Source organism: Pseudomonas sp. CCNWLW23 (assembly GCF_037095675.1).
GTDB lineage: Bacteria > Pseudomonadota > Gammaproteobacteria > Pseudomonadales > Pseudomonadaceae > Aquipseudomonas > Aquipseudomonas atacamensis.
This window is the reverse complement of sequence record NZ_JBAWKM010000022.1, coordinates 82,744-100,281: the sequence shown is the minus strand read 5'-3', so window position 1 is coordinate 100,281 and position 17,538 is coordinate 82,744. Positions and strand designations below refer to the sequence as shown.

At 61.4% G+C, this 17,538-nt stretch carries 14 protein-coding genes; 10 read left to right on the top strand and 4 right to left on the bottom strand.

Annotated features, from left to right (window positions below; genetic code table 11):
- The 9 genes from V8J63_RS23420 to V8J63_RS23380 form a co-directional block, all read left to right on the top strand.
- A partial coding sequence (locus V8J63_RS23420; protein ID WP_336464686.1) for an NAD(P)/FAD-dependent oxidoreductase occupies positions 1-1,135 on the top strand: 1,135 nt, incomplete at its 5' end.
- On the top strand, positions 1,132-1,857 hold the full coding sequence (locus tag V8J63_RS23415; RefSeq protein ID WP_336464685.1) for a class I SAM-dependent methyltransferase: 726 nt from the start codon (positions 1,132-1,134) through the stop codon (positions 1,855-1,857). The genes V8J63_RS23420 and V8J63_RS23415, both read left to right, overlap by 4 nt.
- A 137-nt stretch (positions 1,858-1,994) precedes the next feature.
- A complete protein-coding gene (locus tag V8J63_RS23410) occupies positions 1,995-2,468 on the top strand; it encodes a hypothetical protein (RefSeq protein WP_336464684.1) in 474 nt (157 codons plus the stop codon).
- The gene (locus V8J63_RS23405) at positions 2,465-3,661 is read left to right on the top strand and encodes a beta-ketoacyl-[acyl-carrier-protein] synthase family protein (protein WP_125925751.1); all 1,197 of its coding nucleotides are present in this window, start codon (positions 2,465-2,467) and stop codon (positions 3,659-3,661) included. Before V8J63_RS23410 ends, V8J63_RS23405 begins: the two co-directional genes overlap by 4 nt.
- The gene (locus V8J63_RS23400) at positions 3,658-4,122 is read left to right on the top strand and encodes a hotdog family protein (RefSeq protein WP_073471610.1); all 465 of its coding nucleotides are present in this window, start codon (positions 3,658-3,660) and stop codon (positions 4,120-4,122) included. Before V8J63_RS23405 ends, V8J63_RS23400 begins: the two co-directional genes overlap by 4 nt.
- Positions 4,115-4,843, top strand: a complete 729-nt coding sequence (gene fabG, locus V8J63_RS23395) for a 3-oxoacyl-ACP reductase FabG (RefSeq protein WP_125917450.1) — start codon at positions 4,115-4,117, stop codon at positions 4,841-4,843. Before V8J63_RS23400 ends, fabG begins: the two co-directional genes overlap by 8 nt.
- Positions 4,843-6,069 carry a beta-ketoacyl-ACP synthase gene (locus V8J63_RS23390; RefSeq protein WP_073471608.1) on the top strand — a complete coding sequence of 409 codons (1,227 nt, stop codon included), beginning with the start codon at positions 4,843-4,845 and terminating at the stop codon, positions 6,067-6,069. The genes fabG and V8J63_RS23390 overlap by 1 nt, the downstream gene beginning before the upstream one ends.
- Before the next feature lie 29 nt (positions 6,070-6,098).
- Complete coding sequence (locus tag V8J63_RS23385; protein ID WP_016772042.1) at positions 6,099-6,542, top strand: hypothetical protein; 444 nt, start codon at positions 6,099-6,101, stop codon at positions 6,540-6,542.
- 536 nt (positions 6,543-7,078) lie between these two features.
- Positions 7,079-7,516 (top strand): excinuclease, encoded by a 438-nt coding sequence (locus V8J63_RS23380; protein WP_336464683.1) that lies wholly within the window; start codon positions 7,079-7,081, stop codon positions 7,514-7,516.
- Between the two features lie 103 nt (positions 7,517-7,619).
- On the opposite strand, the gene V8J63_RS23375 is transcribed toward V8J63_RS23380, so the two are convergent.
- A complete protein-coding gene (locus V8J63_RS23375) occupies positions 7,620-8,522 on the bottom strand; it encodes a LysR family transcriptional regulator (RefSeq protein WP_024011277.1) in 903 nt (300 codons plus the stop codon).
- A gap of 118 nt (positions 8,523-8,640) precedes the next feature.
- On the opposite strand from V8J63_RS23375, the gene V8J63_RS23370 reads away from it, so the two are divergent.
- Positions 8,641-9,915: an MFS transporter gene (locus V8J63_RS23370; protein WP_336464682.1), complete on the top strand. Its 1,275-nt coding sequence runs from the start codon at positions 8,641-8,643 to the stop codon at positions 9,913-9,915.
- Between the two features lie 176 nt (positions 9,916-10,091).
- On the opposite strand, the gene hemE is transcribed toward V8J63_RS23370, so the two are convergent.
- The 3 genes from hemE to gltB form a co-directional block, all read right to left on the bottom strand.
- On the bottom strand, positions 10,092-11,159 hold the full coding sequence (hemE, locus tag V8J63_RS23365; protein ID WP_016772044.1) for a uroporphyrinogen decarboxylase: 1,068 nt from the start codon (positions 11,157-11,159) through the stop codon (positions 10,092-10,094).
- Positions 11,160-11,412: 253 nt separating this feature from the next.
- Positions 11,413-12,831 carry an FAD-dependent oxidoreductase gene (locus tag V8J63_RS23360; RefSeq protein ID WP_007909438.1) on the bottom strand — a complete coding sequence of 473 codons (1,419 nt, stop codon included), beginning with the start codon at positions 12,829-12,831 and terminating at the stop codon, positions 11,413-11,415.
- A 33-nt stretch (positions 12,832-12,864) separates the two neighbouring features.
- Complete coding sequence (gltB, locus tag V8J63_RS23355) at positions 12,865-17,310, bottom strand: glutamate synthase large subunit (RefSeq protein ID WP_323163908.1); 4,446 nt, start codon at positions 17,308-17,310, stop codon at positions 12,865-12,867.
- Between the last annotated feature and the right edge of the window lie 228 nt (positions 17,311-17,538).

Sequence of the window (17,538 nt, the reverse complement as noted above, 5' to 3'; positions counted from 1 at the left end):
GCGCCAGCACTTCCCGCGCTTCTCCATTGGCGAAAGCCTGCTCAGCCACTGCCTGGATTTCGTCGAAGAAGCCGGCATGCTCGACGCCGTCAACGCCGCCGGGTTCCAGCGCAAGACCGGCGCGGCGTTTGCCTGGGGCGAGCGCTACAGCGCCTTCGATTTTGGCGACACCTTCACCGCCGGCAAGCCGACCACGTTCCAGGTGCAGCGCGCCGATTTCGACAAGTTGCTGGCCGATCAAGCGGCACTGCAAGGCGCGGAAATCCGCTATGGCGATGCGATCGTCAGCGTCGATTTCGATCAGGTGAAACCACTCCTTGATGTGCGTCGCGAAGACGGCAGCGAGTACCGCGTCGAAGCCGATTTCGTCCTGGACGCCAGCGGCTACGGCCGCGTGCTGTCGCGCTTGCTCGACCTCGAAGCACCTTCGAATTTCCCGGTGCGTCAGGCCGTGTTCACCCATGTCGAAGATCACATCGACAATCCGGCGTTCGACCGTGAAAAGATCCTCGTCACCACCCATCCCGAGCATCGCGATGTGTGGTTCTGGACCATCCCGTTCAGCAACGGCCGCTGCTCGGTGGGCGTGGTGGCTGCTGAGGACCATTTTCAGGGCCGCGACAGCGACCTGGATGCCTGCCTGCGCAGTTTTATCGCCGAGACGCCAAGCCTCGCCGGGGTTCTGAACAACGCGGTCTGGGACACCCCGGCGCGCACCCTCGGCGGCTACGCAGCCAATGTGAAAACCCTGCATGGCCCGGGCTTCGCGCTGCTGGGCAACGCCGCAGAATTCCTCGATCCGGTGTTCTCCTCCGGCGTGACCATCGCCATGCGTTCGGCGAGCATGGCCGCTGGTGTGCTGCACCGTCAGTTGCAGGGTGAAACGGTGGACTGGCAAAGCGAATTTGCCGAGCCGTTGAAACGCGGCGTCGATACCTTCCGCTGCTACGTCGAAGGCTGGTACGCCGGCACCTTCCAGGACGTGATTTTCTACGAGGACAGCCAGGCGGAAATTCGCCGGATGATCTGCTCGATCCTCGCCGGTTACGCCTGGGACGAGCGCAACCCGTTTGTCAGCGAAGCGCGGCGCCGGCTGAAGATGATTTCCCAACTCTGCGCGCAGGACACCCCATGAATTACCTGAGCGACAGCTACGTCGAGGAAACCCGCTTCGGTCTCTGGTTCCTGCGCAGCCACACCTGGCAGCACCATGTGCTGCGCGTGGCGATCAACGATCTGCGTGGCTTGTTCAGTGAGCCGCTGCCGGAACACCCGGTGCTGCTGGACGCCGGTTGCGGTCAGGGCAAGTCCTTCGGCCACCTGCGTCAGACCTTCGCCCCGCAGCGCCTGATCGGTGTCGACGCCGACCCGCACAGCCTGCAACTCAGCGCCGAAGAGGCCACCCGCCTGGGCATGCCAGTCGAGTTGATCGGCAGCGATTGCGCCACGCTCAACGCCGCCGATGCCAGCGTCGACCTGCTGTTCTGCCACCAGACCTTCCATCATCTGGTCGAGCAGGAAAAGGCTTTGGCCGAGTTCTATCGCGTGCTCAAGCCGGGCGGCTATCTGCTGTTCGCCGAATCCACCGAGGCTTACATTGATACCTGGGTGATTCGCTGGCTGTTCCGCCATCCGATGCACGTACAGAAGAGCGCGGCCGGCTATCTGCAGATGATCCGCGAGCAGGGTTTCGAGTTTGCCGAGCGCAATGTTTCCTACCCGTATCTGTGGTGGAGCCGGTCGAAGGATTTTGGTTTGCTGGAGCGGTTGGGGTTGAGCAAACCCAAGCCATTCGGTGAGCGTGAAGAGACGCTGGTGAATGTCGTCGCGCGAAAGCCATTGCAGGAATCTGTCTGATGTACGGCTATCGATCTGAACACCTGAAACCCTGTGGGAGCGAGCCTGCTCGCGAAAGCGGTGTATCAGTCAGCAAAGGTGGCGAATGTCAGATTGCATTCGCGAGCAGGCTCGCTCCCACAGGGTTTGCTGCATGGATGGTGATCGTTTTGTCAGCCCTGCTGCTCAGCGCCTGCACCAGCCAGCCACCGCTACCAGCGGCCAACCCGACGCTGCCCCTGCCGCTGCAACTGCACATCGAGCGCGAGCAGGCCGGGCAGCGTCAGGACTGGCTGCTGGTGATCCAGCGCGAAGGCGCCGGCACGCGCTGGTCGATGATGGATCCGCTGGGCATTCCCCAGGCCCGCCAGCAACTGATCGACGGGCACTGGCAGGCCGACGGTCTGTTGCCGCCGAACCCGGAAGCTCGGGAGCTGTTCGCCGCATTGCTGTTCGCTTTGACGCCTTCCGCCGAACTGCTGGGCAATTATCCCGACGCCCGCCAACAGGCCGATCAGCGTTCACTGCCGGCGCGCTGGAACATCCGCTATTCACAACCGTTGAGCTTCCAATTGAATCTGCCCCAAGGCCCGTACTATCGCGTTTCCCAGTTAGGTGAATCGACGCCATGACCGCTTACCTGAATGCCCTCGGCGTGATCTGCGCCCTGGGCCGCGACAAGTCTGAAGTCGCGCGCAATCTGTTTGCCGGCGACTGTTCGGGCATGCGCCGCGAGTCCGGTTGGGTCGCCGAACGTGAGCTGCCTGTCGCCGGCGTGCACGGTGAGTTGGCGCCGATCCCGGCCGAACTGATCGAGCACAGCAGTCGCAACAATCAGCTGCTGCTGGAAGCCGCGCTGCAGATTCGAGCCGACATCGATCGTGCGATCCAGACCTTCGGCCGCGAGCGCATAGGCGTGGTGCTAGGCACCAGCACCTCGGGTATCGACGAGGCCAGCCGGGGTCTGGCGCATTACATCCGCGAACAGCAATTTCCTCGCGAGTACGACTATCGCCAGCAGGAACTCGGCGCCCCGGCGAATTTTCTCGCCGAATGGCTGCAACTGAGCGGCCCGGCCTACGTGATTTCCACTGCCTGTACCTCCAGCGCCCGCGCGCTGATGAGCGCCCAGCGTCTGCTCGATCTGGGTCTGTGCGATGCGGTGCTGTGCGGCGGCGTCGACAGTCTGTGCAAGCTCACGCTGAACGGTTTCTCTTCGCTGGAAGCCGTTTCAGACGAACGCTGCAATCCGTTTTCCGCCAACCGCAACGGCATCAATATCGGCGAAGCAGCGGTGCTGTTCGTGATGAGCAAACAGCGCGGCGAAGGCCCGGGAATCGCCCTGCTGGGGACGGGCGCGAGCTCGGATGCGCACCATATTTCCGCACCGGAGCCGAGCGGTCGCGGCGCCCTGCAAGCGATGCAGAAAGCCCTTGGCCGCGCGCATCTGCAAGCCGGGCAAATCAACTACCTGAACCTGCACGGCACCGCGACCCAGCACAACGACGCGATGGAAAGTCTGGCGGTCGCGGCGCTGTTTCCCGAAGGCGTCGCCTGCTCGTCGACCAAACCGCTGACCGGTCACACCCTCGGCGCCGCCGGCGCGCTGGAAGCGGCGTTCTGCTGGCTGAGCCTGAGTGCCGAAAACCCTGAACAGGCGTTGCCGCCGCACATCTGGGACGGCCAGGCCGATCCCGCGCTGCCGCCACTCAAGTGGGTGACCGCGAGCGAACGCCTGACGTCCATTGCACCGCGCTACCTGATGAGTAACTCTTTCGCTTTCGGCGGCAACAACGTCAGCCTGATTATCGGAGACGCACCATGAGCCACTGGCCGCTCGCCGAACTGCTGCCGCATGCCGGCGACATGATCCTGATCGACGCCATCGAGCGCTTTGACGATGAGCAGATTTTTACCCGCCTGACGGTCAAGCCCGATGGCCTGTTCAACCTGCCCGACGGCAGCCTGCCGGCGTGGGTCGGCGTCGAGCTGATGGCGCAGAGCGTCGCCGCTTTCGCCGGTTGCCACGCCCGGCAAAAAGGCAATCCGCCGGAGCTGGGCTTTCTCCTCGGCACGCGCAAATTCGAGTGCAACGTCGAAGCCTTTGCGCCCGGCAGCGAGCTGACCATCCATGGCCTGCGCTCACTGGAAGACGACAACGGAATGGGCGTATTCGAATGTCACATCCACGGCGACGGCATTCATGCCAGCGCCCGGCTGAACGTGTTCCGTCCGCCACAAGCCAACCAATATCTGCAACAGACAAAGGAGTCGCACGATGACTGAATCCGTACTGGTCACCGGCTCCAGCCGTGGCATCGGCCGCGCCATTGCCTTGCGTCTGGCGCAAGCCGGGCATGACGTCGTCCTGCATTGCCGCAGCGGCATGACCGAAGCCCAAGCGGTGCAGGCCGAAATCGAAGCACTGGGCCGCCGCGCGCGCATCCTGCAATTCGACGTCGCCGACCGTGAAACCTGTAAAAGCATTCTCGAAGCCGATGTCGAAAATCACGGTGCCTATTACGGCGTGGTGCTCAACGCCGGGCTGACCCGCGACGGCGCGTTTCCGGCGCTGAGCGATGACGATTGGGACGTGGTACTGCGCACCAACCTCGACGGTTTCTACAACGTTCTGCACCCGGTGATGATGCCGATGATCCGTCGTCGCGCCGCCGGGCGCATCGTCTGCATCACCTCGGTGTCGGGCCTGATCGGCAACCGTGGCCAGGTCAATTACAGCGCCTCGAAGGCCGGCGTAATCGGTGCGGCAAAGGCGTTGGCGATCGAGCTGGGCAAGCGCAAAATTACGGTTAACTGCGTCGCCCCTGGCCTGATCGACACGGCCATGCTCGACGAAAACGTGCCGGTGGAGGAACTGATGAAAATGATCCCCGCGCAACGCATGGGCACCCCTGAGGAAGTGGCCGCTGCGGTGAATTTCCTGATGTCGGCGGAAGCCTCGTACATCACCCGCCAGGTGCTGGCGGTCAACGGAGGCCTGTGCTGATGAAGCGCGTCGTCGTCACCGGCATGGCCGGCATCACCTCGCTGGGCAGCGACTGGCCGACCATTGCCGGCAATTTCGCGGCCAATCGCAGCGGCATTCGTCGCATGGACGAGTGGGATCGCTTCACTGAGCTGAACACGCGTCTGGCCGGGCCTATCGATGACTTTCTCGTGCCGTCGCACTGGACCCGCAAGCAGTTGCGCAGCATGGGCCGGGTTTCGCGACTGGCGGTCGGCGCGGCGGAAAAAGCCTTGGCTGACGCTGGCCTGCTCGGTGACGAATCGATCAAGGACGGGCGCATGGGCGTTGCTTGTGGTTCGTCCACGGGCAGCACTGACGAGATCAAAGCGTTCGGCAACATGCTGCTCAACTCGGTGGCCGAGGGCCTGAACGCCAACTCCTATGTGCGGATGATGCCGCACACCACCGCCGCCAATATCAGCATTTTCTTTGGCCTCACCGGGCGCCTGATCCCCACCTCCAGCGCCTGCACCAGCGGCAGCCAGGGCATCGGCTACGCCTACGAAGCAATCAAGTTCGGCCGCCTGCCGTTGATGCTCGCCGGCGGCGCCGAAGAACTCTGCCCGACCGAAGCCATGGTGTTCGACGCGCTCTACGCCACCAGCCTGAAAAACGATGCACCCCAGACCAGCCCTCGCCCGTACGACAAGGGCCGCGACGGTCTGGTGATTGGTGAAGGTGGCGGCATGCTGGTGCTTGAGGAGCTGGAACACGCCCTCGCCCGTGGCGCGCACATTCACGCGGAAATCGTCGGTTTCGGCAGCAACGCCGACGGCCAGCACACCACCCGCCCGGAACAGCTCACGATGCGCCGCGCCATGGAGCTGGCCCTGGAAGATGCCGGCCTCACCCCGGACGCCATCGGCTATGTGAACGGCCACGGCACCGCGACTGAACAGGGCGACATCGCCGAAACCCTGGCCACCAGCAGCCTGTTCGGCGAACACATGCCGATCAGTTCGCAGAAGAGTTTCCTCGGCCACACCCTCGGTGCCTGCGGTGCGCTGGAGTCATGGTTCAGCATCGAGATGCTCAACAGCGACCGTTACGTGCACACCTTCAACCTCGACGAGGTCGACCCGCACTGCGGCAAGCTCGATTACCTGCGCGGCGAGTTTCGTCAGATGCATCACGACTACGTGATGAACAACAATTTCGCTTTCGGTGGCGTCAACACTTCGTTGATCTTCCGCCGCTGGGCATAACCGAATCAATCCAGGTCAAGGAGACCTACATGCACTTCAACAAACTCGCCGCCGTCACCCTGCTGCTCTGCGCCCTGCCAGCGATCAGCCAGGCACGCGACACGGCGGTCTACCTGCCATTCGACAAAGCCGTCGCCGAAGCCACCCGCTCCGGCAAGATCGATGGCAGCGTGAAATTCTATCTGGCCGGCAACACCCCGGCGGGCAAAGTCACCGTGGTCAGCCCCGACGCTGTGACCAACAAGAAAACCAACGCCTTCAACAAGTCCGACGAAGTCGCCTGCGAATGGGTCGCCCAATCGGCAATCATCAGCCTGCACCAGGCCGCGAAAAACGCCGGCGCCAATGCCGTGACCAACATCGTCAGCTTCTACAAGCGCAACGAGCGCAAGGACGCGCAAACCTACGAATGCCACGCCGGCGCGATCATGGCGGGCGTTGCGCTGAAGGGTGATCTGGCGAAGGTTCAGTAAACGCCAGAAATGACAAAGGGCGCCATTCGGCGCCCTTTCACAGACAGGTTGGCTTGTCATCGCCGATTACCTGCCTGGCTCTGCGATGGCTGGTTGCCCAGGATCCTCAGAGTCTCACAAGCCCCTTTCGGGAACGCAGGCAGTATTGCTTGAAATGCATCGGCAGACAACGGCTGGCGTTTCGCCTCTCGGCGCCATATTCAGTGCCATCACAGTCCCACCAACAGACTATTGCTGCGGTGTTTACGCAGAACGACAACGGGCCTGACTTTCACCATCTCAGGCACTTCATAGCCTCTGAAATCGCAAATTAGCACGCTGCCCTCCTTGGGCTGGTATCGAAGAGGCATCCGTGGCACTCACTGGAAAAGAGGCGATTTTGCGCAAAAATCGAGCGTTCCCCTAAGGCAGATCCGTAACGGGAAATGTAGCTCTCTGCAATCCCCTCGCTCCCTTGCACCATCTACACTCGCTTAAGCAGGTCCCGGCTCAGTACCTGCCCTCGCAGTTCTCTTTCACCGTCAAAGGAGATGACCATGCAAGTGAAAGCCCTGATGGCCGCTGCGCTTATCGCCCTGCTGCCCAGTGCCAGCCATGCCACCAACCTCATGTACATGCCTTTCGAAACCGTGCTGTCGGACGCGATTCGCGCCGGTCGGCTGGATGGCAGTGTGAAGTTCTACCTGATCGGCAACGGGCCGCAGGGCACTCAGCAGTTGCTGCGCCGAGGGGTGGTCAGTGATTTGAAAACCAACGGCTTCAACAAGAGCGATCAGGCTTCGTGTGAATGGGTGTTGCAGTCGAATCTGATCAAATTGCAGGCTGATGCCAAGCGGGTCGGGGCGAATGCAGTGGTCAATATCGTCAGTTACTACGACCAGCATGTGCGCAAGGATTTGAATACGTACGAGTGCCGGGCGGGGATATTTGTCACGCGGGTGGCGTTGAAGGGGGATTTGGTGCGGTTGCCCTGAAATCTGTGATGTTTGGGCCGACGCCTTCGCGAGCAGGCTCGCTCCCACCTTGGAATGCGTTTCCCTGTGGGAGCGAGCCTGCTCGCGAAAGCGCCAGCGGCCTTCACACCGTCAGAGGCTCAACCTTGCGCGTCAGCAGTTCGACAAACGCCTTGGCCATCGGTGATTTCTGATCTTTGCGCTGCACCAGCCACACCGCCGAAATCGCTTCGGGATCGAGCAACGGGCGGTAGACCACGCCGTCGATGCGCATGCGTTGGTAGGACGCTGGCAGCACTGACACACCGAGGCCCGCTGCGACCAGACCGATGATGGTCATCGCCTCGCCAGCCTCTTGGGCAAAGTGCGGGCTGAAGCCGGCATCACGGGCCAGACTGAGCAGTTGTGCATAGAGCCCGCTGCCATAACTGCGCGGAAAAAACACGAACGGTTCCAGCGCCAGCGCCGAGAGAAACAGGCCTTCGTCGCTGCCTTGGGCCAACGGATGCTTGGAACTGAGCACCGCCACCAATGGCTCGCGCATCAACTCCACAACACTCAGTGAATCCGGCAATCCGAGCGGGCGCATGATGCCCACCTCGATCGACTCGTCCACCAAGGCATCGGCGACCATGGTGCTGCTCATTTCGCGCAGATTCAGATGCACCGCCGGAAAGCGCTGACGAAAGGAAAAAATCGCCTGCGGAATGGTCGAGTTGAACGGTGCAGACGAGGTGAAGCCAATCTTCAACTCACCCAGCTCGCCAAGTTGCGCACGGCGGGCGACATCCGCTGCCTTGTCGACTTGTGCCAGCACCAGCCGCGCCTCCTGCAGAAACAACCTGCCCGCCTCGCTCAATTCGACCCGACGATTGGTCCGTTCGAACAAGCGCGCGCCGAGCTGTTGCTCCAGCGCCTGAATCTGCTGGCTCAGCGGTGGCTGGGAGATGCCCAGCACCTGTGCGGCCCGGCCAAAATGCAGTTCTTCGGCGACGGCGATGAAGTAACGCAGATGACGCAGTTCCATAGGATTACCATTAGGTCGCTGAAGCTATCAAACAGGTCGAACAATATATTGGATAGAAACATTAGCCAGCTATATGATTTTTTCATTGCCTGCCCGGCTGTGCTTTCCGAGGTCTGAAGTGAAAACTGCTGTCGCGCCCCTTGCCCACGAAATCCCGCCCGCAGCCGACGACGATGCCCTCGCCGAGCTGCAGGAGATCTACATCGAAAAAGGCACGCCGGCCTTCATGCGCACGGTGCTGGCACTATTCTGTGGCGGCTTTGCGACGTTCGCGCTGCTCTATTGCGTGCAACCGATGATGCCGCTGCTGTCCCACGAATACGGGATCAACGCGGCGCAGAGCAGCCTGATCCTCTCGGTGGCGACCGGCATGTTGGCCTTCGGTCTGCTGATCACCGGGCCGATTTCCGACCGCATCGGCCGTAAACCGGTGATGGTCGCCGCACTGTTCGCTGCCGCGTTGTGCACCATCGCCAGTTCGATGATGCCGAGCTGGCAAGGCGTGCTGATCATGCGCGCATTGATCGGCCTGTCATTGAGCGGCCTGGCAGCGGTGGCGATGACCTATCTGAGCGAAGAAATCCATCCACAGCACATCGGCCTGGCAATGGGTTTGTACATCGGCGGCAACGCGATCGGCGGGATGAGCGGACGCTTGATCACCGGCGTGCTGATCGACTTCGTCAGCTGGCACACTGCGATGCTGGTGATCGGCGGTCTGGCGCTGATCGCAGCGGCGGTGTTCTGGAAGATCCTCCCGGAGTCGCGCAACTTCCGCGCTCGCTCGCTGCACCCGCGCAGCCTGCTCGACGGCTTCACCATGCACTTTCGCGACGCCGGCCTGCCGCTACTGTTTCTTGAAGCGTTTGTGCTGATGGGCGCGTTTGTCACGCTGTTCAACTACATCGGCTACCGCTTGCTGGCGGCGCCGTACAACCTCGATCAGGTATTTGTCGGATTGCTCTCGGTGGTGTATCTGTCGGGGATCTACAGCTCGGCGAAAATCGGTTCTTTGGCGGACAAGCTGGGGCGACGCAAAGTGCTCTGGGCGACCATTGCACTGATGTTCGCCGGACTGGCACTGACCATGTTCACCTCGTTGTTGCTAGTGATCGTCGGCATGCTGGTGTTCACCTTCGGCTTCTTCGCCGCGCACTCGGTGGCGAGCAGCTGGATCGGCCGGCGCGCGTTGACCGCCAAGGGTCAGGCGTCGTCGCTGTATCTGTTCAGTTATTACGCCGGGTCGAGCATTGCCGGGACGGCGGGCGGGGTGTTCTGGCATCTGGGCGGGTGGAATGGCATCGGCCTGTTCATTGGTGCGTTGTTGCTGATTGCCCTGCTGGTGGCGTTGAAGTTGGCGAAGTTGCCGCCGTTGCAGGGTGTCAAAGCCTGAGATAAATCCCTGTGGGAGCGAGCCTGCTCGCGAATGCACTTGTGAGGCAACATCAGTGTTGAATGACACACCGCTTTCGCGAGCAGGCTCGCTCCCACAGTTGATTTGGGTACGACATTAGACCGTGCAAAAGAAAACGCCCGGCATTTGGCCGGGCGTTTTTTACTGGGCGCTGATCACTCGTGATACTGCGCCGACAGCTCATGCACCGCACGCAGGAACGCGCCGGCATGTTCCGGATCGACTTCCGGCGTAATTCCGTGGCCAAGGTTGAACACGTGGCCGCTGCCCTTGCCGTAGCTGGCGAGGATGCGCCCGACTTCAGTGCGGATCGCTTCCGGTTTGGCGTAGAGCACGGTCGGGTCCATGTTGCCTTGCAGCGCGACCTTGTCGCCGACACGGGCGCGGGCGTTGCCGATGTCGCAGGTCCAGTCAAGGCCGAGGGCGTCGGCGCCGGCTTCGGCGATGCTTTCCAGCCACAGGCCGCCGTTCTTGGTGAACAGAATCACTGGCACTTTGCGTCCGTCGTTCTCGCGGATAAGGCCGCTGACGATTTTCTTCATGTAGGCCAGGGAGAATTCCTGATACGCCGCCGCCGACAGGTTGCCGCCCCAAGTATCGAAGATCTGCACCGCTTGTGCACCGGCCATGATCTGGCCGTTGAGGTACGAAGTCACCGATTGCGCCAATTTGTCGAGCAACAGGTGCATGGCTTGCGGGTTGTCGTAAAGCATCGCCTTGGTCTTGCGGAAGTCTTTCGACGAGCCGCCTTCGACCATGTAAGTCGCGAGGGTCCACGGGCTGCCGGAGAAACCGATCAGCGGCACACGTCCGTTCAGCTCGCGACGGATGGTGCTGACCGCGTCCATCACGTAGCCGAGGTCTTTGTGCGGATCCGGGATCGGCAGGGCTTCGATGTCGGCCAGGGTGCTGACAACTTTTTTGAAGCGCGGGCCTTCACCGGTCTCGAAGTACAGGCCCTGGCCCATGGCATCGGGAATGGTGAGGATGTCGGAAAACAGGATCGCCGCGTCCAGTTGCGGGTAGCGGTCGAGCGGTTGCAGGGTGACTTCGCAGGCGAACTCCGGATTCATGCACAGGCTCATGAAGTCGCCGGCATGGGCGCGGCTGGCGCGGTACTCCGGCAGGTAGCGACCGGCCTGGCGCATCATCCACACAGGGGTGACGTCAACGGGTTGCTTGAGCAGGGCGCGGAGGAAACGGTCGTTCTTCAGGGCAGTCATGTCGGCATCCGGAAAAAAAGTGCGGGCATTTTCTCAGAGCGCGAGGCAAAAGGCACGGATGTGGGTCAGCCTTTTGTCTATCGGGTCAATTTGTCGCGCTGGGACACGATTTTCCGCAACACCCTAAAACAACTGTGGGAGCGAGCCTGCTCGCGAAGAGGCCGGCACATCCAACATTGAAGTTGGCTGACAGACCGCTTTCGCGAGCAGGCTCGCTCCCACAGGAGTATTGCGTTTGGCTCAGGCGCCGGGGTTAGACACCCAGGTAATCGAGGATCCCTTCAGCCGCATTGCGCCCTTCAAAGATCGCCGTCACCACCAGGTCGGAACCGCGCACCATGTCGCCACCGGCGAAGATTTTCGGGTTGCTGGTCTGGTGCTTGTACTGACCTTGCTCGGGCGCAACAACGCGGCCCTGGCTGTCGGTCTGGATCTCGAACTGTTCGAACCACGGCGCCGGGCTCGGACGGAAGCCGAAGGCGATGACCACGGCGTCGGCCGGGATGATCTCTTCGGAACCCGGGATCGGCTCGGGGCTACGACGGCCACGGGCGTCCGGCTCGCCGAGACGGGTCTCGACCACCTTCACGCCTTCGACCTTGTCTTCACCGACGATGGCGATCGGCTGGCGGTTGTAGAGGAATTTCACGCCTTCTTCCTTGGCGTTCTTCACCTCTTTGCGCGAGCCGGGCATGTTCGCTTCGTCACGACGATAAGCGCAGGTCACCGACTTGGCGCCCTGACGGATCGAGGTGCGATTGCAGTCCATCGCCGTGTCGCCGCCGCCGAGCACCACAACCTTCTTGCCTTTCATGTCGACGAAATCTTCCGGCGACTTTTCAAAGCCCAGGTTGCGATTGACGTTGGCGATGAGGAAGTCCAGCGCGTCATAAACGCCTGGCAGGTCCTCACCGGCAAAGCCGCCCTTCATGTAGGTGTAGGTCCCCATGCCCATGAACACCGCATCGTACTCGGCGAGCAGTTGTTCCATGGTCACGTCTTTGCCGACTTCGGTGTTGAGACGGAACTCGATGCCCATGCCGGTGAAGACTTCGCGACGATTGCTCAGCACGGTCTTTTCCAGCTTGAACTCGGGGATGCCGAAGGTCAGCAGGCCACCGATTTCCGGGTTCTTGTCGAATACCACCGGGGTCACGCCGCCACGCACCAGCACGTCGGCACAACCAAGACCCGCCGGGCCTGCGCCGATGATCGCCACGCGTTTGCCGGTCGGCTTGACCTTGGACATGTCCGGGCGCCAGCCCATGGCGAACGCGGTGTCGGTGATGTACTTCTCGACCGAACCGATGGTCACCGCGCCGAAGCCGTCGTTGAGGGTGCAGGCACCCTCGCACAGACGATCCTGTGGGCACACCCGGCCGCAGACTTCCGGCAGGGTGTTGGTCTGGTGCGACAGCTCGGCGGCCTGAAGGATATTGCCCTCGGCGACCAATTTGAGCCAGTTGGGAATGAAGTTGTGCACCGGGCACTTCCATTCGCAATACGGGTTGCCGCAACCCAGGCAGCGGTGGGCCTGATCGGCCGACTGCTGGGGTTTGAACGGTTCGTAGATTTCAACGAACTCTTTCTTGCGTTGACGCAACAGTTTCTTCTTCGGATCCTTGCGCCCGACATCGATGAACTGGAAGTCGTTATTCAGACGTTCAGCCATTGTTAAAACCTCATCAAACTCTTCAGGCGCATATCACTGCGGGTTGGCACGAGTGCTGGAAAGCAGGGTTTTCAAGCTGGCAGCCTTGGGCTTGACCAACCAGAAACGCCGCAAGTAATCGTCGAGGTTCTCGGCGAGTTCACGACCCCACTCGCTGTCGGTTTCGGCGACGTACTCGTTCAGCACGTTCTGCAGGTGGCTGCGATAGGCTTCCATCGCCTCGCCGCTGATCCGCTGGATCTCCACCAGTTCGTGATTGACCCGGTCAACGAAGGTGTTGTCCTGATCGAGCACGTAGGCGAAACCACCGGTCATGCCAGAGCCGAAGTTGTAACCGGTCTTGCCCAGCACGCAGACGAAACCACCGGTCATGTACTCGCAGCAGTGATCGCCAGTGCCTTCCACGACGGTGTGGGCACCGGAGTTACGCACGGCGAAACGCTCGCCTGCGGTGCCGGCGGCGAACAACTTGCCGCCAGTGGCGCCGTACAGGCAGGTGTTGCCGATGATGGCGCTTTCCTGAGTTTTATAAACGCTGCCCTTCGGCGGCACGATGACCAGCTTGCCGCCGGTCATGCCTTTGCCGACGTAGTCGTTGGCGTCGCCTTCCAGGTACATGTTCAGACCGCCGGCGTTCCACACACCGAAGCTCTGCCCGGCCGTGCCTTTGAAACGGAAGGTGATCGGCGCCTTGGCCATGCCCTGGTTGCCGTGCTTGCGCGCGATTTCGCCGGAGATTCGGGCGCCGATCGAACGGTCGCAGTTGCAGATATCCAGCTCAAACTCAGCACCGCTGAGGTCGTTGATCGCCGACGAGGCCAGCTCGACCATCTTCTCCGCGAGCAGACCTTTGTCGAACGGCGGGTTGCGCTCAACGCCGCAGAACTGCGGTTTGTCCGCCGGGATGTGATCGCTGCCCAACAGCGGCGTCAGGTCCAGGTGATGTTGCTTGGCGGTCTGGCCTTCGAGGATTTCCAGCAGATCAGTGCGACCGATCAGCTCTTCGAGGGAGCGCACACCCAGTTTGGCCAGCCACTCACGGGTTTCTTCGGCGACGTAGGTGAAGAAATTCACCACCATGTCGACGGTGCCGATGTAGTGATCCTTGCGCAGTTTCTCGTTCTGCGTCGCGACGCCAGTGGCGCAGTTGTTCAGATGGCAGATGCGCAGGTATTTGCAGCCCAGTGCGATCATCGGCGCGGTACCGAAGCCGAAGCTCTCGGCGCCAAGGATCGCGGCTTTGATCACGTCGAGACCGGTTTTCAGGCCACCGTCGGTCTGCACCCGGACTTTGCCGCGCAGGTCGTTGCCGCGCAGGGTCTGGTGGGTTTCAGCCAGGCCGAGTTCCCACGGTGCGCCTGCGTATTTGATCGAGGTCAGCGGCGAAGCACCGGTGCCACCGTCGTAGCCGGAAATGGTGATCAGGTCGGCATAGGCCTTGGCCACACCGGCGGCGATGGTGCCGACGCCCGCTTCTGCTACCAGCTTCACCGAAACCAGCGCCTGCGGGTTGACCTGCTTCAAGTCAAAGATCAACTGCGACAAATCTTCGATCGAATAGATGTCGTGGTGCGGCGGTGGCGAAATCAGGGTCACGCCCGGCACTGCGTAACGCAGCTTGGCGATCAGCCCGTTGACCTTGCCGCCCGGCAGTTGCCCGCCCTCGCCCGGCTTGGCGCCTTGGGCGACCTTGATCTGCAGCACTTCGGCGTTGACCAGGTATTCCGGAGTTACACCAAAACGGCCGGTGGCAACCTGCTTGATTTTCGAACTCTTGATGGTGCCGTAACGCGCCGGATCTTCACCACCTTCGCCGGAGTTGGAACGCGCGCCGAGGCGGTTCATGGCTTCGGCCAGGGCTTCGTGAGCTTCCGGCGACAGTGCGCCCAGCGAGATACCGGCGGAATCGAAACGCTTGAGCACCGACTCCAGCGGCTCGACTTCACTGATGTCCAGCGGCGTGTCGAGGGTCTTGACCTTGAACAGGTCGCGAATCATCGACACCGGACGGTTGTCCACCAGCGAGGTGTATTCCTTGAACTTGGCGTAGTCGCCCTGCTGCACAGCGGCTTGCAGGGTGTTGACCACGTCCGGGTTGTAGGCGTGATATTCGCCACCGTGGACGAACTTCAGCAGACCGCCCTGCTGGATCGGCTTGCGCGGGCTCCAGGCTTCGACGGCGAGGGCCTTCTGCTCGGCTTCGATGTCGACGAAACGCGCGCCCTTGATGCGGCTTGGCACACCACGGAAGCTCAGCTCGCAGACTTCTTCGGACAGGCCGATGGCCTCGAACAGCTGCGCACCGCGATACGAAGCGATGGTCGAGATACCCATCTTCGACAGGATCTTCAGCAGGCCTTTGGTGATGCCCTTGCGGTAGTTCTTGAACACCTCGTAGAGGTCGCCCAGCACTTCACCGGTACGGATCAGGTCACCCAATACTTCGTAGGCCAGGAACGGATACACCGCCGAGGCGCCGAAACCGATCAGCACGGCGAAGTGATGCGGGTCACGGGCGGTCGCGGTTTCAACGAGGATGTTGGAATCGCAACGCAGGCCTTTTTCGGTCAGACGGTGGTGCACGGCACCGGTCGCCAGGGAGGCGTGGATCGGCAGCTTGCCCGGGGCGATATGGCGGTCGCTCAGGACGATCTGGGTACGCCCGGCACGCACGGCTTCTTCAGCCTGATCGGCAACGTTGCGGATCGCCGCTTCGAGGCCGAGGCTTTCGTCGTAGTTGAGGTCGATGATCGCCCGTTCGAAACCCGGACGGTCCAGATTCATCAGCGAGCGCCACTTGGCCGGCGAGATCACTGGCGAGCTGAGGATCACGCGCGAGGCGTGTTCCGGCGACTCCTGGAAAATGTTGCGCTCGGCACCGAGGCAGATTTCCAGCGACATCACGATCGCTTCACGCAGCGGGTCGATCGGCGGGTTGGTGACCTGCGCGAACTGCTGGCGGAAATAGTCGTACGGCGTGCGTACACGCTGGGACAGCACAGCCATCGGCGTGTCGTCGCCCATCGAACCCACGGCTTCGTAACCTTGCTCGCCGAGCGGACGCAGCACCTGATCACGCTCCTCGAACGTGACCTGATACATCTTCATGTACTGCTTGAGCTGGTCGACGTCGTAGAAAGCCGAACCGTGGTCGTTGTCTTCCATGGTCGCCTGAATGCGCAGGGCATTCTTGCGCAGCCACTGCTTGTACGGATGACGGGATTTCAGACGGTTGTCGATCGCATCGGTATCGAGGATCTGCCCGGTCTCGGTGTCCACAGCGAAGATCTGGCCAGGGCCGACACGGCCCTTGGCGAGCACGTCTTCGGGCTGGTAGTTCCACACGCCGATTTCCGAGGCGAGGGTGATGAAACCGTTCTTGGTGGTGACCCAGCGCGCCGGACGCAGACCATTACGGTCGAGCAGGCACACCGCGTAACGACCGTCGGTCATTACCACGCCGGCCGGGCCGTCCCACGGCTCCATGTGCATCGAGTTGTACTCGTAGAACGCACGCAGATCCGGGTCCATGGTTTCGACGTTCTGCCACGCAGGCGGAATGATCATGCGCACGCCACGGAACAGGTCGATGCCACCGGTGACCATCAGTTCGAGCATGTTGTCCATGCTCGATGAGTCGGACCCGACACGGTTGACCAGCGGGCCGAGTTCTTCCAGATCCATCAGATCGTTGGTGAACTTGGTCCGCCGGGCCTGCGCCCAGTTGCGGTTACCGGTGATGGTGTTGATCTCGCCGTTGTGGGCGAGGAAGCGGAACGGCTGCGCCAGCGGCCATTTCGGCAGGGTGTTGGTAGAGAAGCGCTGGTGGAACACGCAGATTGCGGTTTGCAGGCGCTCGTCACTCAGGTCTGGATAGAACGCGGCCAGGTCGGCCGGCATCATCAGGCCTTTATAGATGATGGTCTTGTGCGAAAAGCTGCAGATGTAGTGGTCGCTGTCAGCGGCGTTGGCCACCGACGAACGGCGACGGGCGCTGAACAGCTTCACCGCCATGTCCTGATCGCTCAGGCCTTCGCCGCCGATGTAGACCTGCTCGATCTGCGGCAGGCGTTCAAGGGCGAGGCGGCCGAGGACGCTGGTGTCGATCGGCACTTTGCGCCAGCCGATCAGTTGCAGGCCTTCGGCGAGGATCTCGCGGTTCATGTTCTCGCGAGCGGCTTCGGCCTTGGCCGGATCCTGATTGAAGAACACCATGCCCACGGCATATTGCTTGGGCATATCGACGCCGAAGCTTTCCCGGGCAATGGCTCGCAGGAAGGCGTCGGGTTTTTGAATCAGCAGACCGCAACCGTCACCGGTCTTGCCGTCGGCATTAATCCCACCGCGGTGGGTCATGCAGGTCAGGGCCTCGATGGCCGTTTGCAAAAGGGTATGACTGGGCTCGCCCTGCATATGAGCTATCAGGCCGAAACCGCAGTTATCCTTGAATTCATCTGGTTGGTACAGACCTGCTTTCATAGACACTTTCTCACCAGGCTGCCTCTACTCGAGGCAAATTTCTTTTCAATTCAACCACTTGCGTTCCGCGCCGAACGTACGCCGGCTTAGCGGGGGCAAAAGGGTGGTCATTGTACACAGCGACACAGAGGCTCACAAATTTGACGACGAACTGTCGCAAATTCATGTCGCATTTGTGAAAGGTTTAAAGCGATCTGCTGTGCTAGTCAAAACTTTTTTAATTTTGAC